General features: G+C 46.2%; 15 protein-coding genes. 1 reads left to right on the top strand and 14 read right to left on the bottom strand.

Annotated elements, in window-relative coordinates:
- Positions 1-78: 78 nt before the first annotated feature.
- Positions 79-1,398 (bottom strand): ABC transporter substrate-binding protein, encoded by a 1,320-nt coding sequence (locus tag MKX64_RS12525; protein ID WP_341036020.1) that lies wholly within the window; start codon positions 1,396-1,398, stop codon positions 79-81.
- 250 nt (positions 1,399-1,648) lie between these two features.
- Here MKX64_RS12525 and MKX64_RS12520 point away from each other — a divergent pair, with 250 nt between their 5' ends.
- A complete protein-coding gene (locus MKX64_RS12520; RefSeq protein ID WP_095267877.1) occupies positions 1,649-2,641 on the top strand; it encodes a LacI family DNA-binding transcriptional regulator in 993 nt (330 codons plus the stop codon).
- 349 nt (positions 2,642-2,990) lie between these two features.
- On the opposite strand, the gene pcrA is transcribed toward MKX64_RS12520, so the two are convergent.
- From pcrA to MKX64_RS12465, 13 genes are all read right to left on the bottom strand, one after another.
- On the bottom strand, positions 2,991-5,339 hold the full coding sequence (pcrA, locus tag MKX64_RS12515) for a DNA helicase PcrA (RefSeq protein WP_341036018.1): 2,349 nt from the start codon (positions 5,337-5,339) through the stop codon (positions 2,991-2,993).
- Positions 5,340-5,391: 52 nt separating this feature from the next.
- A complete protein-coding gene (locus tag MKX64_RS12510; RefSeq protein ID WP_341036017.1) occupies positions 5,392-6,081 on the bottom strand; it encodes a heptaprenylglyceryl phosphate synthase in 690 nt (229 codons plus the stop codon).
- 339 nt (positions 6,082-6,420) lie between these two features.
- Complete coding sequence (locus MKX64_RS12505; protein ID WP_341036015.1) at positions 6,421-7,821, bottom strand: undecaprenyl-phosphate glucose phosphotransferase; 1,401 nt, start codon at positions 7,819-7,821, stop codon at positions 6,421-6,423.
- Positions 7,818-8,732: a glycosyltransferase family 2 protein gene (locus MKX64_RS12500; RefSeq protein ID WP_341036013.1), complete on the bottom strand. Its 915-nt coding sequence runs from the start codon at positions 8,730-8,732 to the stop codon at positions 7,818-7,820. Before MKX64_RS12500 ends, MKX64_RS12505 begins: the two co-directional genes overlap by 4 nt.
- Positions 8,733-8,846: 114 nt before the next feature.
- A complete protein-coding gene (locus MKX64_RS12495) occupies positions 8,847-9,770 on the bottom strand; it encodes a glycosyltransferase family 2 protein (RefSeq protein ID WP_341036011.1) in 924 nt (307 codons plus the stop codon).
- Positions 9,771-9,832: 62 nt separating this feature from the next.
- Positions 9,833-10,714, bottom strand: a complete 882-nt coding sequence (rfbD, locus tag MKX64_RS12490; RefSeq protein WP_341036010.1) for a dTDP-4-dehydrorhamnose reductase — start codon at positions 10,712-10,714, stop codon at positions 9,833-9,835.
- Positions 10,711-11,733 carry a dTDP-glucose 4,6-dehydratase gene (gene rfbB, locus MKX64_RS12485; RefSeq protein WP_341036008.1) on the bottom strand — a complete coding sequence of 341 codons (1,023 nt, stop codon included), beginning with the start codon at positions 11,731-11,733 and terminating at the stop codon, positions 10,711-10,713. Before rfbB ends, rfbD begins: the two co-directional genes overlap by 4 nt.
- A 15-nt stretch (positions 11,734-11,748) precedes the next feature.
- Positions 11,749-12,297, bottom strand: a complete 549-nt coding sequence (rfbC, locus tag MKX64_RS12480; protein WP_341036007.1) for a dTDP-4-dehydrorhamnose 3,5-epimerase — start codon at positions 12,295-12,297, stop codon at positions 11,749-11,751.
- A gap of 18 nt (positions 12,298-12,315) precedes the next feature.
- A complete protein-coding gene (locus MKX64_RS12475; protein WP_341036005.1) occupies positions 12,316-13,059 on the bottom strand; it encodes a sugar phosphate nucleotidyltransferase in 744 nt (247 codons plus the stop codon).
- Complete coding sequence (locus MKX64_RS24305; RefSeq protein ID WP_445670821.1) at positions 13,056-13,475, bottom strand: GtrA family protein; 420 nt, start codon at positions 13,473-13,475, stop codon at positions 13,056-13,058. Before MKX64_RS24305 ends, MKX64_RS12475 begins: the two co-directional genes overlap by 4 nt.
- Complete coding sequence (locus MKX64_RS24300; protein ID WP_445670820.1) at positions 13,456-13,824, bottom strand: DUF2304 domain-containing protein; 369 nt, start codon at positions 13,822-13,824, stop codon at positions 13,456-13,458. Before MKX64_RS24300 ends, MKX64_RS24305 begins: the two co-directional genes overlap by 20 nt.
- A gap of 8 nt (positions 13,825-13,832) precedes the next feature.
- Positions 13,833-14,546: a glycosyltransferase family 2 protein gene (locus MKX64_RS12470; protein WP_341036004.1), complete on the bottom strand. Its 714-nt coding sequence runs from the start codon at positions 14,544-14,546 to the stop codon at positions 13,833-13,835.
- Positions 14,515-15,900, bottom strand: coding sequence for a hypothetical protein (locus tag MKX64_RS12465; RefSeq protein ID WP_341036003.1), 1,386 nt, complete (start codon positions 15,898-15,900; stop codon positions 14,515-14,517). The genes MKX64_RS12470 and MKX64_RS12465 overlap by 32 nt, the downstream gene beginning before the upstream one ends.
- Between the last annotated feature and the right edge of the window lie 191 nt (positions 15,901-16,091).

Genomic DNA, 16,091 nt, shown 5'->3' with positions numbered 1-16,091 from the left:
TGGACGCTCCTTCAAGAAGGGTTCTCAATATACAGCAGGGGATAAGCCAAGTGGCTTACCCCTCCGAATCATGCAGTTTTATTCCTTCGTCTTCCAATAATCTTCAAATTCCTTCGCAACGCCAGCCCGATCCAAGTTGTCGGTCAAATACTTCTGCAACGACGCTCCCATCGTTGGGAAGCCGTCTGGCGGGAAGTACAGGTTCATCCACTCCAGCGTCCGTTCGTTATCCATGTAATACAACACGGATTGAGACAGACTGTCTTCCGGCTGGATCTGGAAATTCGTGAATGCCGGGATGGCACTGAATTGGTTAACGTAATAATCCTGACCTTTCTCACTGCTGATCATCCAGTTCAGGAAGTCCTTAGCTGCAGCTTGTTGTTCAGGTGTGGACTGTTCTTTGTCAATCGCCCAGTACAAGGAAACACTTGCGGAGATCTGGCTGTTGCCATAATCATCAGGGTTATTGCTGATCGGCACCGGCAAGAAGCCATAGTCTCCGTCCGGATCAGCTTCCTTGATTTGCGGATAAGCCCAGTTGCCCATAAACCACATGGCAGCTTGACCATCGGCCAGATACAGCGGCGCTTCGTCATATTGAGCCGCGAGCGGCGCGTTCTTCGCCGAGTTGTACGCTTTCATCAGATCGAACGTATCCATCCATCCGTTAAACACCGCGTTGTTCTCGAGGTCAACAGCACCATTCTTGATCTCCTCAAGAAACTGATGGCGCTCATCGCGGTCAGCAGACTGATTCGTGAACATAATGTTGGCAAAATGGGCACCAAGCGACCAATCCAACGGGCTGACCGTTATCGGAGCCATTCCGCTTGCTTCAATTTTCTCGAAAAGCGCTTTCAAGTCATCGACAGTTCTTACGCTGTCTGGATCAAAGCTGCCGCCGCTCACTTCATCCAGCACAGCCTTGTTATAAATAAAGCCAAATGCTTCAACAGCCATCGGCATTCCTAGTACCTTGTCGTCAAAGGTGGCATAGTCCAGTGTGCCTGCTGACGCATGCTGTACCCACTCCTGATCCGACAAATCGAGCAGCTTGTCCTGCATCAGCGGCAATTCCTGGCCGATACTGATCACAGTCGGAGCATTGTTGGATGCATACAGCGTTGACATTCTCTCATATCCATTCGCCCCGGCTAACGGAATAATCGTTACCTTGGCCTGATCCTGCAGCTCGTTGTATTCCCGGACCATCTCTTCGAACGGCTTAGCAATTTCTTCCTTGCCGACCAACACCGTGATATCTACCGGCTTGTTGGATGATGAATCTCCTGTCTGACCCTCTTCATTCGCCTTTCCGCCTCCCCCGCAAGCCGACAAAACTGCTGTAAGCATGATCGTGGCAAGCGATAAAGACGCCCATTTCCTCATTTTCATGTGTCTTCCCCCAATCTGGCATTTTTAAGTTAGATTGATGTGAGCTCATGCCTATTATATTACTTTTATATTTTATGTCAAACGTTTTCACATAAAAAACTTCTTTGTTTTAGGTGTTTGATTGTGTCCTTGTGGCGTATATGCCATAATTATGTGGTAACGTTAACACAATCATGCTATAGTTGAAAAAGGAAATACACCATCACTCTAGAATTAAAAAATAGGCTATAAACTAAAAAAGGATGATCATATGACAAGCATTAAAGATGTGGCCAAAAAGGCCGGGGTTTCCGTCACCACTGTATCGCGGGTCATCAACAACCGAGGCTATATCAGCAAGGATACCCGCAAAAAAGTCGAGTGGGCTATGCAAGAGGTTGATTATCATCCCAATCAAATTGCCAGGGCCCTGCAAAGAAGCCAGACCTTTTTCATCGGGGTCATTGTTCCGGATTCCAATCATCCGTTTTTCTCCGAATTGATTAAATATATTGAGATTCTGGCTAATGAACGAAATTACAAAGTGCTCGTATGCAATTCGCTCGACGATCCCGAAAAGGAAGCGAATTATATCAACATGCTCCGGCAAAACCAGGTGGACGGAATTATTATGTGCAGCCACACGCTGGATATCGAACAGTATAAGAAGGTTGCGCTGCCTATAGTATCATTTGACCGAATGATCTCTCCCAACATTCCGTGCATCGGTTCAGACAATTATCGCGGGGGCGAGTTAGCAACCGAACACTTGATCAAGCAGGGCTGCAAGAAAATACTGCATATCTCGGGGCCGCTGGATCTCGACATGCTATCTAACCGGCGGGGAGACGCCTTTATTCTCACCTGCATGAAACATGGCGTCGAATACGATTTCATTCAGGGAGCCCGCAATAAGCTGACCTTCGACTATTTCTGGGATTTCATCACCCATGAGCTGTCGTCGGTTGAGCTGACCGGATATGACGGGGTATTCTGCAGTAATGATATCGTGGCCTACGCACTGTATATCTATGCCCAACAGCAAGGAATAAAAGTCCCTGAGCAGCTAAAGATTGTCGGTTATGACCATCACACCTTCACCCGCATGCTGCAAAATCCGAAATTAACCACGATCAAACAACCGATCGACCGTATCGGACGGCTGCTGCTTAATACGCTGATCCAAATGATCGAGAAAGAGCCCGGGGACATTAATAACACCACGATTTTGGATGTGGAACTGGTTGTCGGGGAGACGACTTAACTGAGGGCGAGTTCGCACCACGCGCAGCTCCCAGGGTGCGGAGTTTCGCTGCATGATGCGGTCGGTCGACCATATGCGGCTATGTAGGCCTATGCCATGGTGAGCCGAAATCTAGGGGGAGACCTGGCTTGTTCCGAGCTACAGTAATACGGTGGGACAGATTGGATTGGGCCGATTACATGCGTGCTCATCGTGTTGAGCGATATGCTATGGGATGACAGTCACATCCTGTCATGCGTCATACCAGGTATGGATGCAAATATAAACAGGGAAGTGCCGCATCGTCGCGCACTTCCCTGTTTAACATTCCCTATATAATAGCGTCTAGTGTCCGTTCATCTACGTGTTACTACTCCACCTTCGTAATCGGAGCAAATCCGGCTAATAGCCGCTTCACACCGACCGGTGCCGGGAAGGCAATCTGCAGCTCCATATCATTGCCGGAGCCCTTCACCGATACGATCGTACCTGTTCCCCATTTGCCATGGGCCACTTTATCGCCAGCCTTGAATTCCCCGGCTCCCGAGCTTTCCCCGGCTTTCTGGTGGGCCGCCCCGCCGGTCGTGACCGTTACACGGCTGTTCGGAGCCGCTGAGCGAGCTGGGGCAGAGGCTGTACTGCCGCCAAGCGAAAGATCACGTGCTCGATTCCCTCCGCCAAAGTTGCTGCCACCGCCGCTGTTAAACCCACGGCCGGCGTATGAGCCGCCAAGATTGCTGCCGCCACCGCGACGATAGCGGTCATGCGCCACCTGCGTGTCCTCCTTCAGCTCATCCGGGATTTCATCCAGGAAGCGTGAAGGCGGGTTGGCCGTCGTGCGGCCGAACAGCGTCCGCATGCGGGCACAGGACAGGAACAGCTGCTTCTCCGCACGGGTAATGCCGACATAAGCCAGGCGGCGCTCCTCTTCCAATTCCTCAAGATCCATAAAGGCCCGGCTGTGCGGGAATACCCCTTCCTCCATGCCAATAATGAACACATACGGGAACTCCAGCCCCTTCGCGCTGTGCATCGTCATCAGCACAACCGCATCGCTGCGATCCTCTTCATCATCATTCATCGTATCGATATCCGCGATGAGCGCAAGATCGGTCAGGAAGGAGACCAGCGACTTGTCTTCGTTATTCTTCTCAAACTCCTGCGTGACCGACAGGAACTCGTCAATGTTCTCAAGGCGTGACCGGGATTCAATCGTATTCTCGTTCTGCAGCTCCAGCCGGTATTCCGACATTTCCAGCATTTTTTCCGTAAGCTCGGTAACGGACAGGAACTCCACCATGCGATTCAGCGCGGAGATCATATCATAGAAGTTGACCAGCGCATTGCGTGTACGGCCTGCAAAACCAAGATCATCGACGATTTCCAGCACGCGGTAGATGGACATCCCCCGCTCGGCCGCCGCCGTCGCCAGCTTGGCTACGGTCGTGTCCCCGATGCTTCGTTTCGGCACATTAATAATCCGGGTCAAGCTGATATCATCATCCGGGTTTGAGAGGAGGCGCAAATAAGCCAAAATATCCTTAATCTCTTTGCGATCATAGAACTTGATGCCGCCGACAATCTGATACGGAATGTCCGACTTGATCAGAATTTCCTCGATGACCCGAGACTGCGCATTGGTGCGGTACAAGATGGCGTGATCCTGATAGCTTTTGCCTGCGTTGACGTTCTTGCTGATCTCCGAGGTGACAAAATACCCTTCATCATGCTCCGTATCGCCGCGGAACACTTTGATCTTCTCGCCTTCGCCCTGCTCGGTCCACAGCTTCTTCGGCTTACGGCCCGTATTCAGGTTGATGACCGCGTTAGCTGCATCCAGAATGTTCGAGGTCGAACGATAGTTCTGCTCAAGCATAATCGTCTTCGCTTCGGGATAGTCCTCTTCGAAATTGAGGATATTGGTAATATCCGCACCCCGCCAGCGGTAAATCGACTGGTCACTGTCCCCCACGACGCAGATCCGGTGATGGCTGTCCGCCAGCATCCGGCAGAGCATATATTGGGCCCGGTTCGTATCCTGGTACTCATCCACATGGATGTACTGGAACTTGCGCTGATAGAAATCCAGCACCTCAGGCACTTCCTTAAACAGCTGGATCGTGGCCATGATCAGATCATCGAAATCGAGCGAGTTGTTGCTCTTGAGGCGCTTCTGGTATTCGGTGTACACCTGGGCCACAATGCTCTCAAAATAGTCCCCAACCTTCTGCTCATACTGCTGCGGGGTAACCAACTCGTTCTTCGCGGCGCTCATCGCCGCCTGAACAGCCTTGGGCTCAAATTTCTTCGGATCAATGTTCAGGTTCTTCATCACATTGCGGATGACCGACAGCTGATCGGTGGAATCCAAAATGCTGAAATTGGAGGTGAATCCAATCCGTTCAATATCTCTCCGCAAAATACGAACACACATCGAGTGGAAGGTCGATACCCAAATATCCTGGCCTTCCCTGCCGACAAGCTTGGATACCCGCTCCTGCATCTCGCGCGCGGCTTTGTTCGTAAAGGTGATGGCCAGTATGCTCCACGGCGCAGCCTTGCGCGTAGCAATCAGGTAAGCGATCCGGTGTGTCAGCACCCGCGTCTTGCCTGAACCGGCTCCGGCCATGATGAGCAGCGGTCCGTCCGTAGCCTCCACGGCTTGGCGCTGCTGGGGATTGAGACGCTTGATCGCCTCATGTATGTCAATGGAAAACATAGAGCTTGCCTCCTAGCATAGGTATAGAATAGAAAATAAAAACAGGTCTGGTTCAGCCTTTCACCGCTTTGACGGTATCGAGCGCCTGCTCCAGATTGTCGTACACGATATTGCCAACGACGATGGTATCCGCAGCGGCAGCTGCTTCCGCAGCCTGTTCCGCGTTCGTAATTCCCCCGCCATAGAACAGGCGAGCCTGCTCCAAGGTCCTGCCAACGGTCCGCACGATGTCCATATCGCCAAAAGTGCCGCTGTACTCCAGATAGAGGACCGGCAGCCGCATCAGCTTGTCCGCAATCTGGGCATAGGCGCTGACAGCGCCAGCCTCCAGAGACACATCGGCGCCGGTCAGCTTGGCGACCGCAGCCTCGCCGTTCAGGACGATGTATCCTTCGGTTACAATCAGCTCCCATGGTATCATGTATCCGTAGCGCTCAATGCCTTCCCGGTGCCGCCCCATGATCCAGGTGGTATCCCCGGTGTTCAGAATCATCGGAACCATATATAGATCAAAGCCTGGCACAACCGCTTCCAGATCGGATACCTCCTGCACGCATGGCAGCTCATAGCGGCGAATTCGGGACAGGAGATCCACGGTATTTTCATAGGTGACTCCGGTGGAGCCGCCTACCATAATCGCATCCGTGCCTGACATGCATACCGCTTCAAGCGTGTCATCTCCGATCTCCTTGTCGGGATCCAGCTTAAACACATGCCTCCAGGATTGTATCAAGTCTTTCAAGCGTCATACCTCCACGTTCTTCAGTAGCTGGTGATGGGGATAAGTTGAATGATGAAATGATATATCCAGCCTACCCTGTATTGTCTCTTCATCAAGTCTATGCCAGCAGGGCATAGCAAGTCAATGTTCGTATTTCATGCGAACACATGTTATCCCTCAGTTTAGGAGATTCGACCTGAATTAGTACACCCTCAATTCAAAAAGCCCGCCACTCTCTAATCGAGAGAGACAGGCTCATCGAACCCATAAATTGGATCTTTCATATTCGTCATTTCAGATGCCGCAACGATGCCAGCAACCGAGGCTGACGGCCTCTCAGCATTCACAAAGCCTGGAAGACTAGTACGCATTCTTGAAGCCGTTGCGGATCGTGCGCAGAATGATTTTGATATCAAACAGGATCGACCAGTTCTCGATGTAGAAAATATCGTGTTTGATTCGCTCTTCAATCGACGTATCCCCGCGAAGGCCGTTGCTCTGTGCCCAGCCGGTGATGCCCGGGCGTACATGGTGCTTCACCATGTACTTCGGAATTTCCTCCTTGAACTGCTCAACAAAGTAAGGACGCTCCGGCCGCGGCCCGACCACACTCATATGACCCAGCAGCACGTTGAAAAACTGCGGCAGCTCATCCAAACTCGTCTTGCGCAGGAAGGAGCCGAATTGGGTGCGGCGCGGATCATTCTCCACCGTCCAGCCCGTATCAGCCACACCCGGCGGCAGCGGCTTCATCGAGCGGAACTTATACATATAGAATGTGCGCCGGTTCAGCCCGACCCGCTCCTGCTTGAAGATCGCCGGCCCAGGCGAGGTCAGCTTGATTCCGATGTATATGAATATCATCACCGGCAGTGTAAGTATGATGGCAATCAGCGAGAAAGCAATATCAAACGCCCGCTTGAACAGCCGGTTCGCAGTCAAGTCGAGCGGAATATCCCGCACATTGATCATCGGCATGCCGGCAAAGTTGTCAAACGTCGGCCGGGCAGGCAGATAGTCGAAGAAATCCGGAATAATGAGCGTGCGCACGCCCGCTTTTTCACAGGTCTCGATAATCTCCGGGTACTTATGATGAGCATCAAGCGGCAGGGCAAGTACAACCTCGTCCACTAACTTGTTGTCCAATACATGCGCAAGATCGCTGACCTTGCCCAAAATTGGCTTGAATCGTTTGGATTCGGCCTCTCCCCACTGCTGATAATCATCCAGGAAGCCAATGACCTCGTACCCAAGCTCCGGGTATTGGCGCAGGTTCCGGAAGAACCTTTTGCCCAGGGAGCCCGCACCCACGATGAGCACAAACTGGCGGTTGTAGCCCTTTTCCCGGAAATGGCGCAGCGCCTTCTTCAGGAAGTAACGATACAGAATGATCAGCACAACGTTCAGGATCATGTAGATCCCCAAATACATCCGGGAGATGTTAATCTCCTTCACGAAAAACATCACGCTAAGCAAAATGAACAGGCCGATAAAGTGCGCCTGGAAAATCTTCATGAATTCATCGGCAAAACGTTTCTTGCGCTTCGGCGAGTACAGGGACACCATGATCCCCACCATCACCGCAATGACGCCATAGATCAGACTCCACATCCCATATGTGCCGACAGGCAGCGGCTTTTCGTACGGGAACCAGCCGCTTTCGAATTTGAGCCACCAGGCCAGCAGGAAAGAAAGCTGCACCAGCGCAAAGTCAGACAGCATATACAGCTTCGTTAGAAAGCCTTGATTTTTACGGATCATGATTTCACCTCCACTCCGCCAGAGGATGTCTGGGACATCGTCGCCGGCCGAATCGGCTTCAGCCGATTCGTCAGCAGGGAGAGCACCAGCTTCACCCCTACTCCGGCATAAACGGCCCCGTTAACCCATATGTTGTATTTCTTTCGGTAATGCTTGCGATGAAACAAAATCATCGCCCGATGGAACTCGTATATAATCTTGAACGGGCGTCGCCGCGCGCTCCCGCCTTTATAATGAACAATCGTGGTGCGGGGAACATAGTGAATGCCCCAGCCGGCCTCTTTAATCCGGTAACACCAGTCGATATCCTCTCCATACATGAAAAAGGTCTCATCCAGCCCGCCAACCTGCTCCAGCGTCTCCTTGCGCACCAGCATGAACGCACCGACCAGGCAGTCCACCGGATACTCCTGATCCGGATCCAGATAACCGAGCTGGTACTGGTTGAACCGCGGATTGTTCGGAAAGAGCTTGCTCAGACCGAATGCATAATAGAAGGAGGCGGAAGGCGTAGGAAAGCCTCTTTTGCAGGCCTTGTCGAGGGAACCGTCCGGGAGAATGATTTTACAGCCCGAAGCCCCCACCGATGGATGATCATCCATAAAAGCGACCATCGTCTGAATCGTATCCGTCTGAATGACCGTGTCGGAATTTAGCAGCAGCACATACCGCCCCTGCGACACCGCCATCCCCTGGTTGTTCGCCTTGGCAAATCCGGTGTTCTCCGTATTCTCGATCAGCTTCACTTGCGGGAACTGCTCGCGAAGGGTCTGTACGGACGCATCTTTCGAATTGTTGTCGATCACGATGACTTCATATGTATATCCGGTCTCCGATGCGAATACCGATCGCAAACAGTCCACCGTCAGCTGACAGGTGTTATAGTTCACGATTAAGATGCTTAAATCCATACGCTAATGTCTCCTGACAAATATAGTAATCTATCGACATTATAGCATAAAGACGCAGTAAGGGCAGGAATATAGAACTTAAATTACTAAAATCTAGTTGGTCAATACCTATTTTTAAATGTACCCTGATATAATTAAAAACTTAAATAAACACTGCTCTAGCAATGACTGTCGATAAAGTTGGCTTCTCCTCACATATTTCACTCTCTGAAACACATTCTTTCTAGGAGCTATAAACATTTCGAGCTGAGACTTCTTCTCCTTATTCAGCAGATGACCATATACTCTATGGAATTCCTCAGCTTGACGACGCAGCATGTACTTGCCTCTATGTCTTATAAAGCTGCGGAATTTTTGTCTGATCTTGCTGATTACAGAGTTACTGCCTCCAATAACATTGTTTCCATGTTGACGATAGAGCATGGAAGGATTACTGTCATATATTACATGGCCCATGGCCGATACGATTAGGTAAAACCACCAGTCATGCATAATGATTCGGTTGTGCTCTACTCCTGGATAGTTAACAAAAAGATCTCTTGCTGATTTATTAACCGTAATGGTAGCCCCGACAGCAATATTTTGAACCAATGCATTATAAAATGAAGGTTGCCTTTTCGGAGGCTTCGGCCAAATGCCTTGAGCTTGTAGTGCACGATCCGCTAACCGCGTTGCGGTAAACACCATCGCCGCTTCCTCGTCGTGAGGTTTCAAGCATTCGAGTGCCGACTGCACCTTGTGCTCCAGCCATACATCATCCTGATCGCAGAAGCAGTAATAATCTGCATGAGGATCAGAATCCTGCATCAGTTCTAAAAAGCTGGCTACAACGCCAACGTTCCTCCCTTGGATCACTGCGATTCGCTCCGGATAGGTCTTAACCAATGCCTGAATCACTTCCATTGTCCGATCAGAGGACCCGTCATCCCGAATCAGAATCGAGATATGGGGATAGCTTTGGTGAATAATACTGTTGATTTGCTCTGCTATATAATGCTCCCCATTGTAGGCGGACAGCAACACCTGAACCTTCTTCATCTCAACTAAAACCTCCGGGATAACAAAAAAGACCTGCATCCATATCAGGTCTTTAGGATTTACTACAAGTATAGATCAGGTTGCTGTTTCATTTCCAGCATAAACCGCCTTAATCCGTCCTTCCAATGAGGCAGCTCTTCCAAACCGTTAACGCGAATCGCAAGATGCTCCATTACGGAATTCGAAGGACGTTTGGCAGGGCGCGGGAACTGTTCGGTTGAACACGGCTGAAGTGTAGCAGCTATGGATAAACCTAGTTCCTTTTTCGCTTCGGCAAAAATCATTTCCGTAAACTCATACCATGTGCAGGAGCCACTGTTCGAGGCATGGTAAATACCGTATTTCTCCGTTGTGATCAGGTCAACTAGAAAACGAGCCAAATCAACGGTATAGGTGGGAGATCCCTTCTGGTCATTCACCACCTGGAGAAGCGGTTTATCCTGCCCCAGACGCAGCATCGTCTTCACAAAATTGTCTCCATGAAGCCCGAACACCCATGAGGTCCGCACAATAAACCAGCGGGTGCAAAAATCCCGAGTCATCTGCTCTCCGGCATACTTGGATTTTCCATATACCGTTTGAGGATCCACAAGATCATACTCCAGGTACGGCTTACCGCTCTCCCCGTTAAACACATAATCCGTACTGATATATACGAGTTTAGCACCCACCTGCTCGGCCGCCATCGCCACATTTCGAGTGCCTATAGCGTTAACCAGAAAGGCTCCGTCTATGTCGCTTTCCGCGGCATCCACAGCCGTATAAGCGGCGCAATGGATAATGCAATCTGGGCGGTGCCCAGTAACAACCTGTAGGCACTGAGCCTCGTCCGTAATATCCAGATCAGCCCGGGAACAACCAACCACCTCAAACCCAGCTTGACTGCAGATCGCCACCACATCCTGCCCAAGCTGTCCTTGCGCTCCGGTGATCAATACCTTCATTGCTTGTCACCCAGACGAGTGCCGTATTGCTTCGTTAGATATTGCCGGTATTCACCCGACTGAATTCGGGTCCACCAGTCCTGATTATCCAAGTACCATTGAATCGTTTCCTTAATCCCAGTCTCAAAGTTATACTTCGGCTTCCAGCCCAGTTCCTCCGTAATCTTCGTCGGATCGATGCCATAACGACGATCGTGACCAGGACGGTCTTCAACATAGGTAATTAACGATTCCGGCTTCCCGAGCTCCTTGAGAATCGTTTGGACGATATGAATGTTGGTGCGCTCGTTATTGCCGCCGATGTTGTAAACCTCACCGAGGCGTCCCTTATGAATGACAAGATCAATCGCGCTGCAATGATCTTCTACGTATAGCCAGTCCCGGATATTCAACCCGTCCCCATATATTGGAAGAGACTCGTCGTTCAAAGCCCGGGAGATCATGAGCGGAATCAGCTTCTCAGGAAACTGATAAGGTCCATAGTTGTTAGAACACCGAGTAATATTGACAGGCAGCCCAAAAGTCTCGTGATAGGCTCTGACAAGAAGGTCTCCACCAGCCTTGCTGGCCGAATATGGACTGTTCGGTGCAAGTGGTGTCGTCTCGGTGAATAGTCCCGTCTCACCCAGCGATCCGTATACCTCGTCAGTAGATACTTGAACGAATTTGGTCACACCATACTTCTTAGCGGCATCCAGCAGAACCTGTGTACCTAGAACATTCGTATTTACAAAAACTTCAGATTCTAGAATACTGCGATCGACATGGGACTCAGCAGCAAAGTTAACTACGACGTCAACGCCTTCCTGGAAGATCTGATCTACTGCGTTTTTATCCGCAATATCCGCCTGGACAAAGGAATAGTTGGCTTCCTGCTCCACAGACTTAAGGTTTTCCAAATTCCCTGCATAGGTAAGAGCATCCAGATTCACGATTGTATACTCTGGATGCTGCTGCATCATATATAAAATGAAATTACTGCCTATAAATCCGGCGCCGCCGGTAACTAGAAGTTTCATGGTCTCCGTACTCCCCTACTCAAAATTCATCTCAGCATCCTGAAGTAATGGATGCTGCTGATCTTTATCCGACAGTACAGGATTAGATACCGGCCAATCAATGCCAATGGCCGGATCATTCCATAATATGCCGCGGTCATGTTCAGGGGAATAGTATTCGTCCACCTTGTACAGGACTTGGGTATTCGGCACGAGTGTGCAAAAGCCGTGAGCAAATCCCTTTGGAACAAGCAGCTGGCGTTTGTTGTATTCACTTAGAATAACACCTACCCATTGGCCGAAAGTAGGGGAGCCTTTGCGAATGTCTACGATTACATCGTAAATTGCTCCCGACAGTACTCGAATAAGCTTCGTCTGGGCCTTAGGGTTAAGCTGGTAGTGAAGCCCGCGGAGTACCCCAGGTTCTGCAGACAAGGATTGATTGTCTTGAACGAAATTGTACGTGATCCCGTGGTCTGCAAGCACCGACTCATTATAGCTTTCCATGAAAAAACCCCGGTGATCGCCGTGGACTTTTGGTTCAAGAAAGGAGGCACCGTTTAATTTTAGAGAAGTTACTTTCACAACTATACCACCCTTCTTCTAAAGTTTGAATTTTCCGAATTCTTCGCCAAAGACAATATCTTTTGCCAACTCATTAGCCCGTGCGAGAGAAGCATGTGTACCCGCATCAGTCCACCAGCCTTGAAGAATATCAAAGGTTAGCTCACCTCTTGAGATGTAAGCGTTATTCACATCAGTAATTTCAAGTTCTCCGCGGGCAGATGGTTTGAGCGTTTTAATGATGTCAAATACTTTATGGTCGAACATATAAATCCCTGTTACAGCATAATTACTTTTGGGCTCTGCTGGTTTTTCTTCAATAGAAACTATCTTCTGTCCGTCTATTTCAGGAACACCAAAACGCTTAGGATCATGAACCTTTTGAATCAGAATTTTCGCTCCATTATTCTGTTTTCGAAAATTGTTTACAAATGGCGATATGTCATCTTCGAAAACGTTATCTCCTAGAATTACTACCATCTGGTCATCACCTACAAAATGTTCTGCCAAATCAAGGGCTTGAGCAATCCCCCCTGCTTCATCTTGCACCTTGTATGTAAAAGTGACGCCCATCTCCCTACCGCTGCCAAGAAGATTCACAACGTCTCCCATATGTTCCTTACCAGTCACAATGAGAATATCTTGGATATCCGCTTGTTTTAGTTTACATACGGAATGGAAAATCATGGGATATTTCCCTACTGGAAGCAAATGTTTATTGGTAACTTTAGTTAAGGGGTGCAGACGCGTCCCCGTTCCACCAGCTAAAATTATACCTTTCATTTGATATCACCATACTCTCTAGAATTATTAAAAGACCATAATTTATTCAATAAGTAATTATATATTGGTACTATTACCACAATAACCACTTGAGCCCATATATACCATAGATTAAATAAATCAACAAAAATATATAGTATAGCAATGTTAAGAAATAAACCTGATAGAGAAACAGTGAAGTACTTTACAAAAGAAACAGTTGTCATTTTATTACTTGAAAAAGTCCATTTTGAATTTAGATAATAGGATAACAGTAAAGAAGCTATAAATCCAAAACTTGTTGACAAGATGGGTTTTAAGAAAAAGAATTCTGTAAGGACTATCAATATTAATGTATGTATTATTGTACCAATTACACCAACTAACGCATACTTAACAAATTGGTTGTTTAATATATTAGTCAAAATCTTTGTCACTATCCTTCAGCCTTCTTATTTCATTTTTCAACAAACCCAGTTCCTGTGACAATTCTTTTATTTTCATTGAGTAGTCAGATATAGTTGAAGTCAAGCTGTAGAGTATAAAGAAGCAAGCTACAAGGCCAAAAAGAAAAAGTGCATTAACAGGAATTTCTATACTCAATAATCTTGAAATCAACAATAATATATTTGGGAATATCGCCATAATAATACTTAGCGAAATAATTAATAACCAGAGGACGGTATACTTTAATTCTAGCTTATACGCCCTAATCTTTATTATAAAAAACACTAATATTAAAACCGATATAGCTACTAAAAATAGTTGAAGTTTAAATGGTATCAATTTTTCACCTACGACTGTAATTTTTTTTGTTTTTGCCTTAACATATCAATAAATATAGCCAGGGAAACCTTGAACATATAATAAATGGACTTGAATTTGTTAATTGAAGACTTGCCATTTTGGCGTTTCGCCATAACTACAGGAATTTCCTCAATTTTAAACCCGTTTCTCAATAAAGAAACAATTGATTCGGGTTCAGGGTAATCAACAGGATAATACCTCACAAATTGTCTTATAACTTTTGAATTGCATGCCCTAAAACCAGATGTCGGATCTGTTACAACTACACCTGTTAATAAATTTATTACCAGGCTAAAGTAACGAATTCCAACTCTCCGCATTATACTTGATTGAAACCCCTCTTTTTTTATATACCTGGAGCCTATTACCATATCGGCTCGCCCTTCTATCAGGGGATCTATTAAATCTTTTATAAAGTGTGGATCATGTTGGCCGTCACCATCAACCTGAATTGCAATATCAAAATCATGTAATTCAGCATATTTATAACCTGTCTGAACAGCTCCTCCAATACCTAAATTGCAAGGTAAGTCAATATACTCAACCTTCATATTGTTTAATAAACTTATAGTATTATCTGTTGATTTATCATTAATTACAATTACGTTAACTTGGCATTCATTTAGAAAACCAATTCTATTGATAAGATCAACTAAATTCTTCTCTTCGTTAAACGCAGGAATTACCACCAATATTTTCATTGGATATCTCCTTTGTGGCAGTATTTATTATAGTAGACACATATAACATAGATATCGGAGCTATTCTTAAGATGTACCTAGCAAATGAAGCAGCAGTTTTAGCTTCTTCTCCAAACATTACTATATAAGAGAAATATAAAAATAATACATTTGCTATCATTAATGCTAGTAAATAAAATTGCTGCTTATTAATTCCTATATATAAATTCAAAATTATCATTGAAAAAACTACTATCCAAAAAAGCCCCCAATTTGTTGTATTCATAATCTGCTGGATAGACGCTGAAAGCATAGGAAAACTATACTCTATTACGGGATTAATGGACCATCTTGAATCGGGAAAATCACGAACGGCTGTATATAACCCCCACAAAAATGGTATCGTAAGTGAAATAATTGAAAAAAACATCAATTCTTTTAATCTTTTTAATAATACTCCATTATAGAGAAAGCTACTGCAAATGATACCTATGTGAATCAACGCTAAGTATTGACCATCAACTTTCACCCATGCTGCAAGTGTTATGAATAATGCGGATAACATCATTTCCTTTTTTTTATCATTATTCATAAGGTACTTAATTAAAAAGACAGCCGATACAGTATAGAAAAACGTATACTCTATATCTGCATATAAACCACTCGACATCTCAAAAACAACAAATCCCGAGGTTAAAAATATCCCAATTACTACCCAGTTAATTATGATATTTTTAAGATATTGTTTCATCTCCGAATAAATAAAAACTACTAAACAGAACAAAAACACTGGCCCTATTACCCTTACGAACGAATCAAGTATTTCACCACAAAATGAGTAAAAACTCGCAGCAAGTAGCGGGATGAAACTAGGATATGTTTCGAATCCCGTTTCAAAACCTTGCCCTCCGTAAAAACTCTCCAATCCATTCCCTAAAAAGATTAACTTTGCTTGAAAAGCCCATTGTGAATATTCATCTGGTTGATATACTTTTGTAGAAATACTATGTAATAATATTGTCAAATATTTTACTAGTACGACTCCACACACACCGATAACCGCACACCAATACTTCCAATTCTTTGGATCTTCGATTTTATGACCTATTGGCTCTGATGATTTTCGTATTAGCTTGTTTATAATTAAGTAAATTGTTAAAAAAGAACTAATGATTATTAAAGGAATAAATATTCTGTTGAAGCTATACTCTATTTTTAATACTGATAGGAACCAACAATAGAGAGTAATTATAACTGACCCAATTGGAAACGATAGAGAGATAAGTGAAACATAATTTTTCTTATTGAATAATAAGACCACTAAAGGCAAACCAATAAATGATATAACTAGAACATATAAAAATAAATTTATCATTCTATCTCCTTAATTGACTAGTTCTACTCGTGATCGCAATTCACCGGTCGATTTATTTGTTATTCTAAACACAGCATTCTCTTGGTTTCTATAAGGTTCTCCTAGATATTCAAGAAATCCGTTATCTCTGTGAACAATAAGATAGTCCACTTCAAATTGTTGAATTAATCTCGTATATAACTCTTCATCAA

The sequence above is a fragment of the Paenibacillus sp. FSL M8-0334 genome, assembly GCF_038000405.1.
Taxonomy (GTDB): Bacteria; Bacillota; Bacilli; order Paenibacillales; family Paenibacillaceae; genus Paenibacillus_AQ; species Paenibacillus_AQ campinasensis.
Note: the sequence above shows the minus strand (reverse complement) of the source record. Positions and strands in the feature narration are given on the sequence as shown.